Origin of the sequence: Terrilactibacillus laevilacticus (assembly GCF_006517395.1) — a bacterium.
GTDB classification, from domain to species: domain Bacteria; phylum Bacillota; class Bacilli; order Bacillales; family Sporolactobacillaceae; genus Terrilactibacillus; species Terrilactibacillus laevilacticus.
This window is the reverse complement of the sequence record NZ_VDCY01000002.1, coordinates 369,953-390,943: the sequence shown is the minus strand read 5'-3', so window position 1 is coordinate 390,943 and position 20,991 is coordinate 369,953. Positions and strand designations below refer to the sequence as shown.

Annotated in this window: 18 protein-coding genes; 11 read left to right on the top strand and 7 right to left on the bottom strand. The window is 37.0% G+C overall.

The annotated features are described in order from the left end of the window. Nucleotides 1-38: 38 nt before the first annotated feature. The 5 genes from FG390_RS04790 to FG390_RS04770 all read left to right on the top strand — a co-directional run bounded on the left by FG390_RS04790 (nucleotide 39) and on the right by FG390_RS04770 (nucleotide 5,307). Nucleotides 39-416, top strand: a complete 378-nt coding sequence (locus FG390_RS04790; RefSeq protein ID WP_141189889.1) for an ArsR/SmtB family transcription factor — start codon at nucleotides 39-41, stop codon at nucleotides 414-416. A gap of 22 nt (nucleotides 417-438) precedes the next feature. Beyond that, nucleotides 439-2,820: a heavy metal translocating P-type ATPase gene (locus tag FG390_RS04785; protein ID WP_141189888.1), complete on the top strand. Its 2,382-nt coding sequence runs from the start codon at nucleotides 439-441 to the stop codon at nucleotides 2,818-2,820. Nucleotides 2,821-2,888: 68 nt separating this feature from the next. Continuing rightward, nucleotides 2,889-3,500, top strand: a complete 612-nt coding sequence (locus tag FG390_RS04780) for a class I SAM-dependent methyltransferase (RefSeq protein WP_141189887.1) — start codon at nucleotides 2,889-2,891, stop codon at nucleotides 3,498-3,500. A 288-nt stretch (nucleotides 3,501-3,788) separates the two neighbouring features. Beyond that, nucleotides 3,789-4,961 carry a ParM/StbA family protein gene (locus FG390_RS04775; protein ID WP_141189886.1) on the top strand — a complete coding sequence of 391 codons (1,173 nt, stop codon included), beginning with the start codon at nucleotides 3,789-3,791 and terminating at the stop codon, nucleotides 4,959-4,961. Beyond that, nucleotides 4,942-5,307: a hypothetical protein gene (locus FG390_RS04770; RefSeq protein ID WP_141189885.1), complete on the top strand. Its 366-nt coding sequence runs from the start codon at nucleotides 4,942-4,944 to the stop codon at nucleotides 5,305-5,307. Before FG390_RS04775 ends, FG390_RS04770 begins: the two co-directional genes overlap by 20 nt. 74 nt (nucleotides 5,308-5,381) lie before the next feature. Here FG390_RS04770 and FG390_RS04765 read toward each other — a convergent pair whose 3' ends face one another. From FG390_RS04765 to FG390_RS04755, 3 genes are all read right to left on the bottom strand, one after another. Beyond that, entirely contained in the window at nucleotides 5,382-6,659 is a 1,278-nt protein-coding gene (locus FG390_RS04765) for an ammonium transporter (RefSeq protein WP_141189884.1), read from the bottom strand. Between the two features lie 5 nt (nucleotides 6,660-6,664). Next, the gene (locus FG390_RS04760; RefSeq protein WP_141189883.1) at nucleotides 6,665-7,063 is read right to left on the bottom strand and encodes a hypothetical protein; all 399 of its coding nucleotides are present in this window, start codon (nucleotides 7,061-7,063) and stop codon (nucleotides 6,665-6,667) included. Nucleotides 7,064-7,544: 481 nt separating this feature from the next. Then, a complete protein-coding gene (locus tag FG390_RS04755) occupies nucleotides 7,545-9,002 on the bottom strand; it encodes a sugar porter family MFS transporter (RefSeq protein WP_258311565.1) in 1,458 nt (485 codons plus the stop codon). A gap of 319 nt (nucleotides 9,003-9,321) precedes the next feature. Between FG390_RS04755 and FG390_RS04750 the strand changes: the two genes are divergently transcribed. From FG390_RS04750 to FG390_RS04740, 3 genes are all read left to right on the top strand, one after another. After that, nucleotides 9,322-9,729 (top strand): universal stress protein, encoded by a 408-nt coding sequence (locus tag FG390_RS04750; protein ID WP_141189881.1) that lies wholly within the window; start codon nucleotides 9,322-9,324, stop codon nucleotides 9,727-9,729. 315 nt (nucleotides 9,730-10,044) lie between these two features. Beyond that, nucleotides 10,045-10,881, top strand: a complete 837-nt coding sequence (locus FG390_RS04745) for an alpha/beta fold hydrolase (protein WP_258311556.1) — start codon at nucleotides 10,045-10,047, stop codon at nucleotides 10,879-10,881. A 98-nt stretch (nucleotides 10,882-10,979) separates the two neighbouring features. Further along, a complete protein-coding gene (locus FG390_RS04740; RefSeq protein WP_309147173.1) occupies nucleotides 10,980-11,741 on the top strand; it encodes an SDR family NAD(P)-dependent oxidoreductase in 762 nt (253 codons plus the stop codon). A 98-nt stretch (nucleotides 11,742-11,839) separates the two neighbouring features. Here the strand turns inward: FG390_RS04740 and FG390_RS04735 are convergent, their stop codons facing one another. From FG390_RS04735 to FG390_RS04720, 4 genes are all read right to left on the bottom strand, one after another. After that, on the bottom strand, nucleotides 11,840-14,872 hold the full coding sequence (locus tag FG390_RS04735; protein ID WP_141189879.1) for an efflux RND transporter permease subunit: 3,033 nt from the start codon (nucleotides 14,870-14,872) through the stop codon (nucleotides 11,840-11,842). A 63-nt stretch (nucleotides 14,873-14,935) separates the two neighbouring features. After that, entirely contained in the window at nucleotides 14,936-15,886 is a 951-nt protein-coding gene (locus tag FG390_RS04730; RefSeq protein ID WP_141189878.1) for an ABC transporter permease, read from the bottom strand. Then, the gene (locus tag FG390_RS04725) at nucleotides 15,879-16,802 is read right to left on the bottom strand and encodes an ABC transporter ATP-binding protein (protein WP_141189877.1); all 924 of its coding nucleotides are present in this window, start codon (nucleotides 16,800-16,802) and stop codon (nucleotides 15,879-15,881) included. Before FG390_RS04725 ends, FG390_RS04730 begins: the two co-directional genes overlap by 8 nt. 19 nt (nucleotides 16,803-16,821) lie before the next feature. Then, nucleotides 16,822-17,241: a hypothetical protein gene (locus FG390_RS04720; RefSeq protein WP_141189876.1), complete on the bottom strand. Its 420-nt coding sequence runs from the start codon at nucleotides 17,239-17,241 to the stop codon at nucleotides 16,822-16,824. A 723-nt stretch (nucleotides 17,242-17,964) separates the two neighbouring features. Here FG390_RS04720 and FG390_RS04715 point away from each other — a divergent pair. The 3 genes from FG390_RS04715 to FG390_RS04705 all read left to right on the top strand — a co-directional run bounded on the left by FG390_RS04715 (nucleotide 17,965) and on the right by FG390_RS04705 (nucleotide 20,825). After that, nucleotides 17,965-19,158, top strand: a complete 1,194-nt coding sequence (locus tag FG390_RS04715) for a sensor histidine kinase (RefSeq protein WP_181406375.1) — start codon at nucleotides 17,965-17,967, stop codon at nucleotides 19,156-19,158. After that, nucleotides 19,155-19,817, top strand: coding sequence for a response regulator transcription factor (locus FG390_RS04710; protein WP_141189874.1), 663 nt, complete (start codon nucleotides 19,155-19,157; stop codon nucleotides 19,815-19,817). Before FG390_RS04715 ends, FG390_RS04710 begins: the two co-directional genes overlap by 4 nt. Nucleotides 19,818-20,219: 402 nt before the next feature. Beyond that, on the top strand, nucleotides 20,220-20,825 hold the full coding sequence (locus FG390_RS04705; RefSeq protein ID WP_141189873.1) for a response regulator transcription factor: 606 nt from the start codon (nucleotides 20,220-20,222) through the stop codon (nucleotides 20,823-20,825). The last annotated feature ends 166 nt before the right edge of the window (nucleotides 20,826-20,991 follow it).

The window sequence follows — 20,991 nt, the reverse complement described above, 5'->3', positions numbered from 1 at the left end:
ATACTTGCTCATATAATATATTAAAGAGGTGTACTTATATGATAAAAGAAAATATCGTGCCTAATACTTGTGAGGAAACGTGCAGTCAAACGGTTATCCATAAAGACATCATTCAAAAAGTAAGTGAGCACATGTCAGATGAAACTAATCTAGATAATATGGCTGAGTTATTTAAAATGTTTGGAGACCGCACAAGAATTAGGCTCCTCCATGCTCTCTATCAATCAGAAATGTGTGTCTGTGACCTGGCTTATCTACTTGGTATGACACAATCAGCCATCTCTCATCAATTACGTTTACTTAAACAAGCGAAATTGGTTAAGAACAGAAAGGAAGGTAAGGTCGTCTATTATTCACTTGCGGATCGACATGTTATGCAGATCTTTGTGCAAGCCTTCGATCATGTTCAAGAATAATGAATGACATGGAGGTGATGACATGGATGCTATAGAAACGAAAGTAAAAAAAGAACTTTTATTGGATGGGCTGGATTGTGCCAATTGTGCAGCCAAGATTGAAAAAGGCGTTAGTGAACTAAACGGGGTATCAACTTGTTCGGTTAACTTCATGACAAAGACATTAACCATGGAAACAGAACAAGGTCGTGAAGATGGAATCGTAACAGAAGCCAAGAAACTCGTGAAGACATTAGAACCCCATATCGAAGTTAAAGAAAAACAAATTGGTACGAAGTCAGGGATGACTCACCTATCTATAAATGGATTGGATTGTGCTAATTGTGCAGCCAAAATAGAAAAAGAAGTAAGTTTGTTATCAGGTATAAAATCTTCGACTGTAGACTTTGTATCTAAAAAACTGATTATTGAACCCACAGGAACGGTGAAAATAGACGACCTAGTGGCAGATGTCAAAAAAATCGTTAAACGTATTGAACCTGAGGTCAATGTGACTTTAGAAACGCATCATAAAGTACAAGATAATGAACACAACAATCATGATCATAGAAACAACAAGATAAAAAGATTACTAATACGTTTAGGTGTTGGCGGTGTTTTAACTGCGGTGGCAGTTTTTTCAAATCTTCCATTCATTCCGGAGCTTAGCCTCTTTCTTATTGCCTATTTAATTGTCGGTGGTGACATTGTCTATCGAGCGATAAGAAATATGACTAGAGGACAAGTTTTCGATGAGAACTTTTTAATGGCGATCGCTACGATAGGTGCTTTTGCTGTCGGACAGTTTCCTGAAGGTGTCGCTGTTATGCTGTTTTATCAAGTCGGTGAACTCTTCCAAGGTGTTGCAGTAAACCGATCACGGAAATCGATTAGTGCCCTTATGGATATACGTCCTGACTACGCTCACCTCAAAGTTGGTCAAGAAACGAAGAAAGTCTCACCAGAAGATGTAAATGTTGGTGACGTGATTATCATTAAGCCTGGGGAAAAAGTACCTTTAGATGGAAAAGTCATTGAAGGAAGCTCAATGGTTGATACATCAGCTTTAACTGGGGAATCCGTCCCAAGAGAAATAGAGGTTGGAAGCGATGTTCTTAGTGGATTCATTAATAAAAATGGGCTCTTAACCATTGAAGTGACGAAATCATACAGTGAATCCACTGTTGCTAAAATTTTAGATCTCGTACAAAACGCAAGCAGTAGAAAAGCACCGACAGAAAATTTTATTACGAAATTTGCTCGTTATTATACACCCGTTGTGGTCATTACAGCTGCTATACTTGCTTTTATTCCACCACTTATTCTACAAGGGGCAACATTCTCTGAATGGATTTATCGGGCATTGGTATTCCTCGTCATCTCTTGTCCATGTGCCTTAGTGGTTTCAATCCCTCTTGGCTTTTTTGGTGGGGTTGGTGGTGCGTCTAAAAGAGGTATTCTCGTGAAAGGGAGTAATTACCTCGAAGCCCTAAATGATGTGAAATATGTTGTTTTTGATAAAACAGGGACATTAACAAAAGGGATTTTTGAGGTCACAAGTATCAATCCTTCTAATGGCTTAACAAAGGATGAGCTTTTAGAATATGCGGCATTTGCAGAAGTTCATTCTAATCATCCGATTGCCCTTTCGATACGTAAGGCGTATAAAAAAGAGATCAATAATAACCGTATTCAAGATTACAATGAAATTTCAGGACATGGAATCGAAGTCAAAGTGGATGGAAAAACGATTTTGGCTGGTAATGCCAAACTGATGAAAAAAGAAGACATTTCATTTGAACAAAAAGATGTCGTGGGTACCCTTGTCCATGTTGCCATTGACGGGCAATATGGGGGTTATATTGTTATTTCAGATGAAGTCAAAGAAGATGCTGCAAAAGCAGTGCAACAATTAAAATCTTTAGGTATCAAGAAAACGGTGATGTTAACAGGAGATTCAAAAACAGTGGGGAAGGCTGTTGGCCATGAGCTTGGCTTGGATGAGATACACGCCGAATTATTACCTCATCAGAAAGTTGAAGAAATAGAAAAATTAGATGAACGAAAGATATCAAAAGAAAAGCTCATTTTTGTTGGTGATGGGATTAACGATACCCCTGTATTAGCTAGGGCTGATGTTGGTATAGCCATGGGAGGATTAGGTTCGGATGCCGCCATAGAGGCAGCTGACGTTGTGATCATGACAGATGAACCATCAAAAATTGCGACAGCCATTAAGATTGCCAAACGTACACGTGGCATTGTATGGCAAAACATATTATTTGCTTTAGGTGTAAAAGTTATTTTCCTCTTGCTCGGTGCCTTTGGTATTGCGACAATGTGGGAAGCTGTTTTTTCCGATGTCGGTGTCACCTTATTAGCGGTTCTCAATGCTATGCGAGTCTTGCAAACTAAAAATATATAACATCATAAACCAAACATATGATGTCTTATTTCATTATATGTTTGGTTTTCAAATAACGGGAGAAACAGATGAAAAATGCGACAAATCAGATTAAGTATAAACTTTTATCCGTGATATATGATAAGATCATGCGCAATCGTTGGTTTCATCGTGCAAGAAAAAAGGCTTTTTCAAAGATTGAATATCAAGAGGGTCAAAAAGTATTATTAGTTGGTGTTGGAACGGGGCTTGATATCCCCTTATTACCTGAAAATATTGCAATTACGGGTATAGATCTCTCTCTAAATATGTTGGCAAAGGCAAAACAAAAAGGACGTAACCATACTGTTTTTCTTAAACAAATGAATGCTGAACAGCTAGAGTTTAATGACCATTCGTTTGATATTGTGGTATTGAATTTGATTTTAAGTGTTGTTGAAAATCCAAAACAGGCATTAGCTGAATCTATTCGAGTCGTAAAGAAAGACGGTGTCATTCTTGTCTTTGATAAATTTTTAAATGAAGATTCATCTCCCAAACTCAGTAGAAAGTTTGTAAATAGAGTAACATCATTTTTAGGTACGGATATTAATCGTAAATTTAGTGATATTCAAACCAATTTGCCCCTGCATACGATATCTGATGAACGTTCTATTTTGAAAGGAAATTATAGAATCATCCTCTTACAGCAAACGAACTAATTAGGTGCCTATTACCACCCGATATTTTGATATTTTAATGTACGCACAACCTACACACATAGAACGCATAAAAGAAACACAATTTCAACACAAAAACATTTATACGCCTAATATGCGCACAATTTATATACATTGAGCACATAAAGAAATACAATTTCAACACAAAAACATTTCTGCACCTAATGTGCGCACAATTTACATAAAATATATTTCCAATGTATTGAAAAAGGATGTATAATAAAGACAAGCAAAGGAAAACAATAAATTCTATTAAGGAGTGATTCAATAATGACAAATATTTTAAAAGCGGGAGCAGATGCAGGAAATAATGGGTTAAAACTTTGGGTAAAAGGCGCTAAACCAATTACAATTCCAACGGTGTACTCTTTATACTTAGGGGAAACAACTGAATTGATGGATCTGGAAGACATTCCAGCAGATGAATTAATTAACAATATTGATATGACAATAAATTCCAAAACTTTAAGATTTAATAATTTTCGCTACGTCATAGGGGAAAAAGTATTAACTGACAATCTCCAAGCAACAGAACTCGAAAAAAAATCGGATAAATCAAAGGATGAAATCCCAGCCATCGTGACACTTGCTGGATTGGCCATACATGCAATGAAATCCGAATATGATAAGGACAAAATTGAAGTGACATATGATTTATCAGTCGCATTGCCAGTCAGCACCATAACAAAAGAATCTGCACAAGCAAATGCAAACCGATATATGGGAACCCATGAAGTTACATTTCATCATCCATCTGGCCGCAATGTAAAAGTGACAATCAAGATAGACTTTTGTAAATGCCTTCCCGAAGGTGCAGCTGCTGCATGGGGTGTTGTATTTGATGAAACCGGAAAACTTTCTGAAAGAAAAGTTGAAGTCGGGGAAAAATTAATGAAAGTTGATTTTAGTGACAAAACATTGCTTCACTTTGACATTGGCTCAGGAACAACCGAAATCGTGGTCACAGAAGGGGTGAAATTCAATCCGAAGCTTTCTGAAGGATTGAATTACGGTGTGAAACAAACGATCCTTGACATTGTTAAGCGTTGGAATCGTGGAAATCCTCGTAAATCTATTGATAGCATGGTTGAATTTAATGAAATCTACTTTAATCCTGAACATCCACGTCATAATGACTTAATTGAAGCATCGAAAACAGCTCTTCTCCAACTAGCAAACCAAATTAGCAGCGTCATCATTAACAAAATTGATGATTTGAAAGATGATCCGTATGTGTTCATTTATGGTGGGGGTGCTGTTGTTTTGAAAAGCTATTTAATAACAATTTTGAAGCAAAAAGGACGTATGACAAACGTTACATTCCTTTCTAACCCAATCTTTGTAAATGCACGCGGCTTACTCGTTTATACTTGTTCACCACGCTATGATCAACAAAAAGAAAGAGCTTTAGGTGTTACTCCAAATGGCACGAAATCGAAATAAAGAATACAAACAAGGCGATCGTATAAATATCTATTTAAGCCGCGATATTACACCCGAATTTATCGATTGGATCAATAAACAATCAGACCTATCAAGCTTTTTCTTATATGCAACACGACAACTGTATAGACATACAGGAAACATTGATGTATCAGAAGTAATGCCAAGAAAGATTAACTTTGATCTTTCTGCAGAAAATCGTTCAATGGAAGCTCCGGAAAACGTTACATCACCACCTGCACCATCACCGACAAAAGACGAAGAAGAATTGATCGATGAATCGGAATCCAGTAAAACAGAAGAAAAATGGGCATCGATTGAAAATCTCGACGATGACTTTGCTTAGAATTAGGCGCGATCTAGTGTCATCACCCGAAATTTGTCGAAAAAATTTAATTAGACAAAGAACATATTTTTCCTTTAATGATTATCCTTTCTGATAGGATAATCATTTTCTTCGTATTCAATAAATTCACGCTCATGATATGCCGCTATGGCCCCGTGGTAGCTCACATCTAATCCTATTTCTTCTTCTTCTTCAGTTGATCGAACAGGTATCCAACATTTAATAACTGATAAGCCTAACCAAGTTACAACAAATCCCCATGTACATAACACGATTAAGCCCAAAAGTTGTACTCCTAATAGGTGCCAATGCCCATCAGTTAAAAGACCACCATCTGATGAGAATAACCCAACGGCTATCGTTCCCCAAACCCCTGATGCAGCATGAACTGGGAAAGCACCGACAGGATCGTCAATTTGATTTGATTCTAATAAATTTGTAGCGAATATCATCAGTAGGCCTGAGATAGCCCCTATAAGGATGGCGAATGGATCACTCACGAAGGCACAGCCTGCTGTTATCCCCACTAATCCTGCCAACGAGCCATTGATGACTGCACCAGCGTCAGATCGATTATATCGAAATAGAGTATAAAGTAATGTTGTTGCTCCGCCTGATGCTGCCGAGAGCATTGTGACAATAGCGATGTGACCAATTCGAGCATCAGTGGCACTTAACGTACTCCCTGCATTAAATCCAAACCATCCGAACCATAGAAGAAACGCTCCAACTGAAGCTAGTGGTAGATTGCTAGGTAAGGCGATTGAACTTGTCCCTTGAGGTGTAAATTTTCCTTTTCTTGGGCCAATAAATATAGCTGCAGCTAAAGCAGAAAACCCGCCTAGGGCATGAATAACGGCAGAACCGGCAAAATCCATCATACCCAATTGACCGAGCCAACCACCGCCCCATACCCAGTGTCCAGCAATTGGATAAATTAAAGCCGTCATAAGAATCGCAAAAAGAATATAAGCTCGAAAGTTAATACGTTCCGCTACTGCACCAGAAACGATTGAAATCACTGCAATAACAAATGCAGCCTGGAAAAGCCAGAACGTGTCTAAAGAGATGGGTAGATCTAAATGTGTCAGATTTCCAAGCATCATAAACCCATTGGTACCTATGATTCCAAGAAAGTTATGACCATACATAAAACCAAAACCTATCACATAAAAGCATAGAGTACCAATCGTAATATCAACAAACACTTTCATGATGATATTAACATTGTTCTTATGTCGAACAAACCCAGCTTCTAAAAGTGCAAAACCGCCTTCCATAAGAATAATCATGGCAGCGGTTAATACAACCCAAATCGTATTCAAACCGGAACTAAGTGTGTTTATGGCCATTGATGTTAATCCTCCGATTTAGTATATAATCTTATTTCTTCATCTATTTTGCTAGAAAATTCAATATGGTTTAAAGATGCCCCGTTGCTAAGAAGTTTAATCGCACGATCTAACTCTAAAATTTGTTGGTTCAAAGCATCAATTTGTTTGCTCCGTTCTTTCACATGGACGATATGCTCTACGGCAAGATGATGGCATGGTGGTCGGCCAGCGAAAAATTTCCTAATGGGCGATAAGGTATTATAAAAAGCTTCTTCAGCCTTTTTCTTATTTTGATATTGACTGATTTTGTTTTTAATATCTTCTATTTCCTGTTTCTTCGACATTTTAATATGTTCTAATAATGCCAAATGACTAATAACAGGTCTTTGATAATGAGTATCTAAGTCTTTATGCAAGATCATTTTCGACACCTCAAAGTTCTATGTCAGATTTACTAACATTATAGTGGTAAATAACCTGCCAGTCAATTAGTTAATTTTACAATTTGTCTAACTTTTAGATTTTTTAAAATAAAAATTAGTGTTGAAAAGCATAGGTATTAGCTCGCCAAATTTATGAATCTTACTTTAATACTTATAGAGGTTGTTCAAAAAGTCACCAAATGATAAGCTACGAATCTCGGCGTTGGCTTGTTTTTCCGGTCCTCATGTAGCAAAAACCTACATTCCGGTCCTCAAAACAGCGCCGCCTTGATCTTCTTGCTTCTAATTTGCCACCTTTTTGAACACGCACTTATAGATACAAAGACAAGAATGAGATAAGGTTAATGGAGAGTAGATTTGATCGAAGGACGATGCGAGGCTAAAAGAATGAGACAGAAAAAAGGAGCTGATTTACAGCTCCTTTAGATAGTATTATTCATAAATCATATCAGCGATATTGTTAACTGCTTTCGTTGACCTTGGCTTTCCGGACAATTCGATTTTTATGTGCACGACGGAAATAATTCTCCACTTGTTCTAATGTGCGTCCATGGGTTTCTGGTAAATATTTTTTTACAAATACAAAAGCCCCTAAACTTAACACAAAGAAAACGAAGAACGTTGTGGATAATCCAATCTTATCGAGTAGTATCGGGAAAACCAAACCAATGAGAAAGTTCGTTGTCCATAGACAGAAAACACATACTCCCATTCCAAGACCTCTAAGTTTTTGAGGGAAGATTTCGGATAGCATGAGCCATGTGACTGGAGCAATCGCTCCTTGCTGGAAACCAAGGAATAGAACAGTAAGTGAAAGAACAACATATGGTAAAATGGTGGTTCCATCCAAAGTGAGAGAAAAAATACCAATCAGTAAGTGAGATAACGTTGTTCCAATGAAACCAACTAATAACATTGGACGACGACCAACTTTACCTAACAGTAGAATGCCAATAAGAACGGCAACAACTGAAATAACACCATTGGCAATATTACCAATAAGAGCAACTTTTGTAGTAAAACCAGCATCCCGAAGGATTTTTGTTCCATAATACATAATGGAGTTTACACCAGTAATTTGCTGTACAATGGCGATACCAATTCCTAGAAAAAGAATACGTCGTATCCATGGTTCATTTAGATCCCTTAATGTCACCTTCACTATTTTAGATTCTTCATTAATGGATTCCTTAATTTTAATGATCTCTGCTTTAGCACTTTTTTCCTGGCGCACTTTTCGAAGTACACGTAGTGCTGCGCCCATCTTACCTTTAGAGGCATACCAACGTGGGCTTTCTGGAACGATATACATGCCTATCCACAAGAAAATAGCTGGCAAGGTGGCGATGACCAACATGTAACGCCAGACGTGGTTATTACCATCGAGTGTATTACCAATGATCGCGTTGAATATATAGGCCAAAAGCTGTCCCGTTACAATCATTAACTCATTCTGTGAAACTATTTGGCCCCTACGTTCCATTGGCGAGATTTCAGCTAAAAATGTTGGAACGGTAACTGAGGCACCGCCAACAGCTAACCCGAGTAGAAATCTAAAACCAACCATCACAGGAACATTTGGCGCAAAAGTACAGCCAAGAGTTGTGACTAGAAACAAGATGGCAAGGTATAAGATGACCTTTCGTCGCCCTTTTTTATCGGCTAACCTGCCACTAAAAACAGCTCCGAAAGCAGCACCAAATAGGAGCGAACTTGCAACAAGTCCTTCAGTAAAAGAGTTGAGATTAAGCTGATCGGCTTGAGCCATATAAGGTAATGCTCCGTTAATGACGCCAGTGTCGTAACCGAAGAGAAGCCCTCCGAAAGTCGAGACTAACGTAATCATACGTAAGTAACCTTTATGCCCAAGTCGCCTATCCGTGTCCGAGTCGGCATCTACCTGCTTTGTCGTATTTATTTTTTTATTATTTCTGATATCATTTCTCCTCCTTTTGATTTAATTGTCTGTCATTTCCGACAATTTGTCAAATATGACCAACGACATGGTCATTAATTATGAATAATCTAGACAAATTATTGAAGTAATAACAGATAGTAGCAATAAAAAACCTCCTTATATACTAACCTATGCGAAAAACCCCTTATCATGACGTTTAATTATAAAATTAGGCACATTATGAAAATTTCAGTTTATTTTTACGAAAAAATGAAATAGATGCGATATAATGATATTGGATAGATATAGAAAGGTGAATAAAAGTGAGGGAGAGATTTAAGTGTATGAGAAAATCTTGCTTGCTGTAGATGGTTCAGAGAATGCGAAAAGAGCAGCAAAACATGCCATTCAAATGGCATCTCTAAATTCGAATGCGAGTGTAAAAATCATTCACGTTATAGATCTTTCGAAAGTAAAATCCGAAGTTTTGAATCCCGATCTGAAAGAAGAAAGAGAAAAAAGATTGAAGGAAGTAGAAAGTGCCTTTAAAAAGGCTCATGTTTCATATGACATAAAGATAGAGCATGGTGAGCCAGGACCAACGATTGTAACCTATGCTAATAGTCGACAATTTGATCTTGTCATTGTTGGTAGTCGTGGTTTAAATTCATTGCAGGAAATGGTGTTAGGAAGTGTCAGTCATAAAGTGGCTAAACGAGTGAAATGTCCCGTTCTGATTATTAAATAACCTATGCAGGGTGATTGGAGCTGTTTTAAAGAGACTGCTCTTTTATTATAGTTTACGATTGAACCTCTTACGACTGAAGTCGCGAGTGTTCTCAGTTGGTTCATAAAACTTTCCAATAAAAAAGAGGGATTTATCAATCAAAAATAGAATAACTAATATGTCTGAATTTTATAAATTATTTTAACCAATAATGGAAAGGGTCCTTAATATTAAGTCCCATATTCCGGAGTTTGATTCCAGAAAAACATGGTGATGCCTTCGTGGATGTAGCAATTGATGAAAGATGATTCTTGATTTTGCTAAAAGGAGGGTAAGATGATGCCAGATGTATTTACTAATGGAATTAATATACATTATGAAGTAAGAGGAGAAGGGGAGCCTATTTTATTCCTACATGGATTAGGAGGTAGTTGGAAGATGTGGGCTCCTCAAATGGAGTATTTTCCTAAAAAACATAAAATGATCATGATGGATTTGAGAGGTCATGGCGGTACGTCTAGAGTATTTCCAAATGATGTGTTTGATCCTTATCTAATGGCTGAAGATGTAAAATATTTTCTTGATGAATTAGGAATTAAGAAAATTAATATCGTCGGTTTATCTCAAGGATCAGTAACAGCTCAATTATTTGCCATTAAGTATAGCCATTATATCAAGCATTTGATTTTATCGAATGGATATAGTGAAATACCAACACTTGTTTCTGGGTGGGTTCTAAAATTGTCCATATTTATTTTTAAAAGATTGTCTTATAAAACGTTACTCAACTTAATGATGAAAGTCTATAAGAATGATGAATACACTAAAAAAATTTTAGATGACTCGTTTAGTATTGATAAGAAGACGCTTATCATGGCTAAGGCTCATCATTTCCCTAATCATACTTCTGAATTAAAGCATATTTCTGCTCCTACTCTAGTTATGGGAGGAGATAGAAAGGTTGTTGGGGTAGACGAAAGAAAAGGCTCTGAAATCTTATTTGAAAATATTCCAAATAGTACACTCGCTCTGTTCAAAGATGCGTTCGATCCATTGAGTACGATGAGAAAAGATATCTTCAACGAAATGATCATGGATTTTATTGAGGAAAGACCGTTAAAAAGGTATGATGGTGTTCGCTATAAAGAGAAGGACCAAATAGAGGTCTCTTAAAAGGCATCAGGTATAGGGCACTTTGTCTCCTTTGAAGCTCCAGAAAAGGTCGTTGATGCAGTTAAAAAGATAATAAAAACGTCAAAATGAATGAGGTTATGATGAATAATACAGTCCTTATTACAGGAGCAACAAGCGGGATAGGTTATGAGTTTGTTAAACTATTTTCAAGTAAGGGTTATAATCTAGTGCTTGTAGCCAGAAATCAAAAAAAACTAGAAGATATCAAACAATCTTACCAAGACATAAATGTGACGATTATCTCGAAGGATTTAAGTCAAATCGGTGCAGCAAAAGAGGTATACGAAATAGTTGAGAAGGCATCCATTCGGATTGATATCCTTATTAATAATGCTGGTTTTGGGCTGTTCGGAGAATTTATTGAATTAGATATCCAAAAACAAAGCCAAATGATTCAGTTAAATATAAGAGCACTAACTGAATTAACACACTACTTTTTGCCATCATTAATCGAAAATAAAGGTAAGATTCTGAATGTGGCCAGTACCGCTGCATTTCAACCAGGGCCTTTAATGGCGATCTATTTTGCGACAAAAGCCTATGTTCTCTCGTTTTCAGAGGCTCTAGCTGAAGAGCTTTCCGATCGTTCTGTAACAGTAACGGTTCTTTGCCCTGGCCCTACAAAAACAAATTTTGGACAAGCGGCTAATATTGAAGGTTCAAAACTATTTAGTCGTCCTGTAGATGCTAGCTGGGTTGCTAAAAAAGGCTACAATGCCTTAATGAGCGGGAAAACAGTGGTCATAACAGGTGGGCTTAACAAGGTGGGGGCTTTGGCATCAAGCTTTTTACCAAGAAAGCTTGTAGCTAAAATGACAAAATTTATACTAAGTAAATAAAGGTACATACATAAGCTTAGGCCTTTCATTATACGAAAGGCCAAAATTGTATTGATCAATATTAATAAAAAACCGAGGAATCATCCTCGGTTTTTAGTTTAGGCACTCACTTCTTTTTGGTCATTCTTTTTATTTCTTCTTGATAAGCGTTGTTTTGTTGATTTCAAAATGTGATACACCGTAGGAACAATGACGAGTGTTAAAAGCGTTGATGTGAGTAGACCAGAGATAACGACAATCGCTAGAGCATTTGATATCAATCCACCTTCTGTTGATAAAGCAAGAGGTAAGAGGGCGCCAATCGTTGCTAAAGCAGTCATCAATATTGGACGAAGTCGTGTAACACCAGCTTCCAGTAAAGCGCTCGTTAATTGCATTCCTTTCTTCTCGTTTTGAATAGCTCGGTCCATAAGAACAATGGCGTTCGTGACAACGATACCAATCAACATGAGAAAACCAACGAGAGCAGGCATTCCAAGTGCTTTTTTTGTCAAAAAGAGTCCAAGTAAGCCGCCAGTAAAGATAAATGGCAAGGATGTGAGAATCGCAACGGGTGCGAGTAAATTACCAAACGTGATTAACATGACAATGAAAACGAGAACAACAGCGATGCCCATGGCAATCATCATATTATTTGTTCCTTCATTCATCATTTGAGCGGATCCTTCGGAATGTGTTTTGACACCCGCCGGAAGTTTGATCGACTTCATGTGTTTGTCAATTTCGGCTTGAACGCCGGATACATTGTCTGTTGTAAATCGACCAGACACTTCAACATACTCTTGTTGATTGAGTCGATACAAACCTGACGGACCTGGTTTTTCATTAAAGGTCGCCACATCTGAAATTTTTATTTGTTGTCCCATACTATTTGTCATCGAAAGATCTGAAAGATTTTTGATTGAATGAATAGGGTCATGGCTGAGTTCGAGTTGAACGGACGTTGTTTTTCCATTCATTTGAGCGTTAGTCACATTTTCTCCAGCAACGACACTTCTAATAAAGGATGCAATCGCGATTGGGTTCAATCCTTTGTCTGCAGCTTTTTCACCATCAATGTCCAATTTCAATTGAGGTTCTACACCTGATAGATTGGTTTTGATATTAGAAAGACCGTTAATCCCTTTTAGCTCCTTGACAATTTTATCTCCGGCTTCGGCTAGTGACTCTTTATTGCTGCCATCTACGATTAATGCAAAGCTATTGTCTCCACCTGTGATATCTACTGGCGTGAAAGAAACACGAGTATCTTTATCAATGGATTTTAATTGATTTCGAACTTGCTTTTCAAAAGACTTACTTTGATTGACTGTAATGCTTTTGTTTAAGTCAATGGTGAGATTAATCGCTTCACCTTTTACATAGGTTTGTATATATTTCACATGCTTTTCATTTTGAATGATCGTTTCCAAATGTTCAGCTAACTTATTTGTTTCTGATAGAGACGATCCGATGGGAAGATCGGCTGTTAACTTATACGAAGTTGCCTTATCAGCCGGCATAAAGTTTTTCGGTATAGCTGGAACTAGAGCAAAAGATCCGACGAGAACAATGATACTAAAAATAATCGTTATCGCTTTATGGCGCAAGGCTACGTTTAAAGTTCCTTTGTAGAACTTGTGTAGAGAAGATTCTTTTTGCTCTTTATGTTTGATCTTTAATAAGAAGAATTTGGCTAAAAGAGGCACAATCGTCATTGAAACTATTAATGAGAAAGCAAGTGCGACAATGACAGTGATACCGAATGGTGCAAAAAATTTACCAATAACACCTGGAACAAAGGACAAAGGTCCAAATACAGCAATGGTCGTTAAGGTAGACGACGTAACTGCACCGCCAACTTCTTTAGCTGCAGTTAAGACCATTTGTTCACTTCGCTGAATACTTGTTGATGTTCGGCGATAAATATTTTCAATCACAACAATTGAATCATCAATGACCCTTCCGACAGCAACCGCAATACCTGCAAGAGTCATCATGTTTAAGCTGTAATCTAGAAACTTCATTGTTATCATGGCAGCAAGTATCGAAAGCGGAATCGATAAGACGGCCACAATGGTTGCTCGAATGTTACGTAAGAAGACAAAAGTCACGATAACAGCAAAGAGAGTTCCAAGTAGCACTTCGCGAAGCATGCTGTATACAGAGTGTTTAATGTCTTTTGCATTATCGGATAACGGCGTGATCTCGTAGCCTTTAGGCAGATCGAGGTCGGATAGCTTTTTCTTAGCTCCGGAGACAATATCAACCGTATTGGCACCCGTTTGTGCTTTAAGTCCGACAAGGATAGCGGGTTTTTGGTTTAAACGTGTATAGACCGTCTCTTTTTTACTACCATACATTACTTTCGCAATATCAGAGAGTTTAGCTTTTTGAACACCAGATGGCCCTTGACCGAGGAGTTCAATAGCTTTTACGTCTTCTAATGATTGTAGTTTATAATCTGATTGAACATTTAATGTTTTACGATTTATATCGACTTGACCAGCAGGAAACGAGAAGTTATTTGCTTGAATGGTTTGCTTAACCGCATCATAGGTGATTCCTTTTTGTTTCATTTTTTTTGAATCAAGGGTGATATTAATTTGTTTGTCAGTATCGCCATAGATGTCGATTGAACCAACACCATCGACTTGTGCCATTGTAGGTTTGAGTTCTTCGTTCACAAACTGGGTTAAATCGGATGAACTGACGTCTTTAGCAGATACAGAAAAAGTAAAGACTGGCATAGCAGCTGGGCCTTGTTTTTGTATTTGAGGCTTTCCTGCTCCATCTGGAAGGTTTGTTGAAGCAATAGACGTAGTGACGTCTTTCTCCGCATCCTCCATTTTTTTATCCATATCAAATTCAAGGATTGCCACGGCCACATTACTATGAGATTCAATGTATAAATTTTTAAGTTTATTAATATTAGAAAGTGATTGTTCAAGAGGTTTGCCAATGTCTTCTAAGGCTTGTTCAGGTGTTGCGCCTTCATATGGGATAGATACGACCAAATAAGGAACATCAATATTTGGCATAGCTTCCATTTTCATGGCTTTTATAGAATATAAGCCGCCTACCGTAATAAAAATCATTGCAATGATAATAACTGCTGCATTCTTTAGTGAAAATTTAATCCAGGATCCCACTGATTAGTTACTCCCTTCAACTATAAAAGTTGTTTAATAGTTTTCTATTAATCTATAACTCGATTAAGAGGCTACATCTCTTTTTGTAAAGAATAGCCAACCGAAAATAGCAAAAATCAAATAATAGACAGCAAGTACTGATAGAGAAAAACCCATGGTCATGTCTTCGCGGAATGGAATCCCGTCAATATATTGATTTAAGTCCATATTGACGAACAGAACATATTTGACCCATTCAAACTGACTTAAAAATTGAATGATAATAGAACCAGCCATCGTTAGAAAAATGGATAAACCAATGGCAAGAGAACTGTTTCGGAAAATGGAAGCGATACTAGCTGCCAATGTGACCATGACGATTAATTGAACACAGAGTAATCCATACTGTTTAAACTCATAAAGAACCCAATTTATTTCCTGAACATGCCCATTGACATATTGAAGGTTTAGAATGTCTGCACCTCCAAAACCAAATAGAATGCCACCAATGAACCAAGAGAAAGCAAATAATAGTAAAATCATGAAAATCGAATAGATGAGAGAAGAAACATATTTAGCTAGTAGGATCGTTGTTCTTGAAACAGGTCGAATGAGCAATAGTTTAATCGTTCCCCACGTAAATTCACTTGAAATACTCGTCGAAACAACAATGATCGTAAAGATGATGATAAGCTGAGTCATTCCTGTCATTTCATTTGTAAAATTCCAAATGTTTTTACCGCTAACAGGTTTCACGTTATGGTCGATTCGATACTCATTTTTCGCGATTTCTTTTTGATAGTACTTTTTCTCGGGACCACTATTCGATTGCTCGACTTGTTTTTGGTATTGTTGGTTTTCAGCGATCAGTTCTTGTTTCCACTCCGATGTGATTGGTTTGTCTTTAGTACCAAATTTAAAAATGAGCCCGACTGTGACGACAAGCGTGAGTAAGATTAAAATCATGACTTTTGTTGAGCCTTTGCGATATATTTTCATATTTTCATTTTGGATAAGATTAAAAAATTTAAGCAATACCGGATCCCCCTGTCACTTCAAGAAACTTATCTTCTAATGTTTTAGCTACTGATGTAATGGCATAAAGTTTAATTCCAGCATGAACTAATGATTCACAGACTAAAGGAATATCATCTCTCTTAATCTTTAATTCAATGATTGTTTCGTTATGTTTAATGTGTCTTAGAGAAAGGGTCTCCATGATAATCTGTGAGGCCTTTGATGGCTGATCTACGGTAAACTGAACCTGCATCGTTTCATCTGATTGAACAAAATCCCGAACCGTTTCGACCCCAACTAATTTTCCTTGTTGAATAATACCAATACGGTCACACATCAATTCCATTTCAGAAAGAAGATGACTCGAAACGATAACAGCGATGCCTTCTTCCTGAGCAAGTTTCCGTATATAATGACGTATTTCACGAATACCAGCAGGATCGAGACCATTTGTTGGTTCATCCAAAATAAGGACAGACGGCTTGTGAAGGAGGCCTTGCGCAAGTCCAAGCCGTTGACGCATGCCAAGTGAATAACGTTTGACCTTGTCATGAATTCGTTCAGCAAGACCTACAACTTCGACAATTTCCATTATTCTTTCTTTTGTAATGCCACTGATCATACGTCCATAATGGATGAGGTTTTGATATCCAGATAAATATTTATACATCTCAGGATTTTCAACAATTGCGCCTACATGTTTAATGGCATCTTTATATTGTGTCTTAATGCTATGACCGTGGATGGTGATATTTCCTTTACTTAATTTCATCAAACCGACGATCATACGGATCGTTGTGGTTTTACCAGCACCATTTGGTCCAAGAAAGCCAAAAACCTCACCACCATATATATCAAAGGATAGATCATCTATGATTGTTTTCTTGCCAATCGTTTTGGAGACATGCTCCAGCTTTATCACAGGTTGATTCATATCATCATTCCTTACAGGTTTATTTTTTATTAAAAAGCTTTAAATCAAAATCATCTTCCATTTCATCAATCACTTTCCGAACATCTTTAATTGTTGCTTCACCTCTTTCTGCTTTTTCTCTAATTTTCACTAACTTTTTATCTTTTGTAGTAAGTTTCTCATTAGCGTATTTTTTCGTTTTTTTGAGTATCCAAGGTGCATTCACATCCTTGAAAGACGATATTGAGCGATGAACCTGATCGATATCCTTAACTATTTTCCTTTGGTCGGAAGAAGATAATGACTCTTGTTTCTCAAGAGAGTGCATGGAGCCCATTAAGTAATCAATCGAATTTCCAAGGTCTTCGGCTTTGGAGGCTAGATAGCCACTATCTGAGCAACCGGATAGCAATGGAAAAAGAGTTAAAAAACATAAAATGGTCAGTTGCTTCAAAATCAATGGTTCCTCCTTTGTAGGTACTGTTTGAAGGCAGTGCTGTTTATAGAGGTTGTTCAAAAAGTCAACAAATGATAAGCTACGAATCTCGGCGTTGGCTCGTTTTTCCGGTCCTCATGTAGTAAAAACCTACATTCCGGTCCTCAAAACAGCGCCGCCTTGATCTTCTTGCTTCTAATTTATCACCTTTTTGAACACGCACTTATAGAGAGTTATTAAGGATCGTTCAAGACGGTGCATATCTAAATATAATGAGGAGAAGTCATATATAAAAGTGACCTTTAGCTAAATAAAGGTCACTATAAGAGGATGTTAAAAAAGTCACCAAATGATAAGCTGCGAATCTCGACGCCCGCTTGTTTTTCTGGTCCTCATGTAGTAAAAACAAGAGGGTCGTTGGCTAAATCGCTCACGTCCTGTGGCTGGCGCCTGAAGCTACCACATCATGTGGAATGCCGGTCCTCAAAACGGTGCCGCTCTTAGCCTTCCGACGCCCAGGACGGGCTAGTTACTCTCGTTCTGGCAGGATGCCAGCGTACTTAGCCAGTAACCCTTTTCATTTGTCACCTATTTGAACACACACTATAACGGAATAATCACGAAGAACAAGCTTTTCTTTAATAAAAGGTTAAATTAGACGAAAAATTACGCCTTTTTAAAATATATATTGACCTACTTAATTTGCAAAGGATAATATGAGGTGAGATGAATGTGAAGGGGTGCCTAATGGTGAGTCAAACGTTAGATAGAAAATGGACTTGGTTAGATAGTGTTTTCTTTTATATTCGTTTTCTTTGGGTTTGTTACAATGGCGCTAGCGGAATTATTCCTCTTTTTTCAGATGCCTCGGATAGGATATTATTATTTATATGGTTCGTTCTTTTATTGCTCGTTCCGTATATTTACTATCGCCCAGGCTGCATCAAGATCTCTTATTATCTAACAGCAGAGTTTCTATTAACGGGCAGCTTATTTATCTATTTAATGTATCAATTTCACACAATTGGCGTTTATTACTTTTTATACCTTCCAATTCTAACAATTGGTTTCGTTTGTCAATTGAAACCCTTAGTTTGGGTTGGACCGTCATTGATTGTTTTTATGTTTATGGTAGGTACATGGTTTATTCATATATTTAATTACAGTTTAGTTGAGCAATTGGTGAATTTAACGATTTTTTATATCTTAGGTTATTCAATCGGTAGGGTAGCCAGAATTAATTACAAAATGAAAGAATTGATTGCCTCTATTCAAGAAAAAAATAAGACTTTAGAGCAATACTCGGAGCGTATTGAAGAACTGACCATTAATGAAGAAAGACATCGTGTTTCCCAAGATCTTCATGATACAGTTGGTCATATCTTTACGTCAGTCATTACAAGCCTAGATGCCCTCCCATTTCTTATCAAATCGAATAAAAATGAAGCGGAAACGTACATTAAGGAAATTTCTAATATGGCGAGAAAGGGTTTAGATGATGTTAGACATACCATACACCAATTAGCCCCTCACCAAGAGAACCTATCGTTAACCGATTCAATCAAACACTTAGTCTATGATTTTATAAAACACACTGGGACTCATACCGATTTACATATAGAAGGAATGGAATTTGATTTAGGAAACCGAATTAAAATAACACTTATCCGTTGTTTGCAGGAATCATTAACAAATGCTAAACGTCATGGACAGGCGCAAAATATTGCTATTAAACTCACTTTTAACCCTGATCAACTCTTACTTGAAATATCAGATGATGGCATTGGATCAAATCAGATTTCATTAGGTTTTGGGTTATCCTCAATGAAGGACAGATTAGCCTCCCTGCATGGAAACTTAGTCATTCAATCCAGTCAGGGGAAAGGTACAAAAGTGATATGTACAATACCTATTATAAAGGAGAAGAAAATAACGATATGATTTCTGTAGGTATTGTTGAAGATCAAGAGTTAATTCGGAAAAGCTTAAAGATTGTGTTAGAGAGTATGTCCGACATCAAAGTCACCGGTCTGGCAGAAAATGGGGAAGAAGGCATCCGCCTTTGTGAAACGAAAGCCCCAGATCTTGTTTTAATGGATATTCAGATGCCTGTCATGAATGGTGTTAATGCCACAAAAATAATTAAAGATAGATGGCCGAATATTAAGGTTATCATTCTAACGACCTTTCAGGATATTACGTATGTGATCAATGCAATGAATGCAGGAGCAGAGGGTTATATCTTAAAAGCCGTCGACCCGCAGTTTTTGATTAAAGGGATTGAACTCGTTTACCATGGTGGCTCACTTGTCCCACAAGAGCTTGCCAGAAAAGTTTATCAAAATATTAGTGATGAAAGAGACGAATCAGAAAAACAAGATCAAATAAATCAAAATACGTACGATTTAAATCAACAAGAACTAAAAGTGTTGCAATACTTAGCCTTAGGATTGCAAAATAAAGTTATCGCAGAAAGAATGTTTTTATCTTTAGGGACAGTAAAAAACTACATTTCAAGTATTTATTCTAAATTAGACGTAAAAAACCGTTCAGCAGCCATTATGAAAGCAATTGATGAGAGTATTATATCTAATAAATGAACCTCAGTGTTACTCGGGTTCATTTATTACTTTCAGATTCAGAATGTAATGATTGAAATTTAAAAGTCCTACTTTTTAACTGCATGTATGTATGACTTATGATCACTTAATTATGACTTTTGGATACTAGGATGGATGACTCTAATAAAGTAAAGTAAAATTAATGGATTTAAGAGGTTGTTCAAAAAGTCAACAAATGATAAGCGGCGAATCTCGGCGTTGGCTTGTTTTTCCGGTCCTCATGTAGCAAAAACCTACATTCCGGTCCTCAAAACGGCGCCGCCTTGATCTTCTTGCTTCTAATTCGCTCCCTTTTTGAACACGCACTTTAACTAATTCTGTTATACTTTATGGCAATGAAATGGTCACCATCATTATTTATTTAGAAAGGACTAGCTATTTATGAGCAATATAAGCGTATATCTGATTGCAGAAGAGATGCTCATTCGAAAAAGTCTAAAGATTGTGCTGGAGAGTTTGTCAAACATATCGGTTATTGGTGTCTCCGATAATGAGAAAGAGGTCATGACCTCTTTTAAGGATCATTTGCCTGATGTTATTCTTATAGACATAAAAATGCCCATGTCAGACAGATTAAAGATGATAACGGCCATCAAAAGGTTAAATCCTTCACAAAAAATTATAATTTTAACTACTTTTGAAGAAGAGGCTTACGTACGCTTTGCTTTGCATGCAGGAGCCGACTTCTTTATTCTTAGGGACGTGAAACCACAGATTCTTATCAAGGGAATCGAAAATCTTAATCAATTTGATACTCTCATTCCTCAAGATATGGCCACAAAAGTTCTTAAGTTAACGTATGATCAAGATAAATTAAAAGATTCAATTAGGTTAACTAGTCAGGAAAAAGATCTCATAACCGATCTTTCAAAAGGCTTAACTCCTAAAGATATATCAAAAAAATTATTGACGTCCACTGCTATGGTGAGATTCTACATATCCCGTCTTTTTTTCGGTGCCTGTCACCACCCGAATTTTGTCGAATGATTTATACAGCTCTCTATAGTTAGATCTTTCTTAAATTATAAGTCTATCTATTGACACAATTAGTTAAAATATGTTATTAAATTAGTGATTAGCACTCAAGTCGTTAGAGTGCTAAAATAGAAGAGTATAAAGATATATTTATATATAATGAAAGGAGAACCATCAA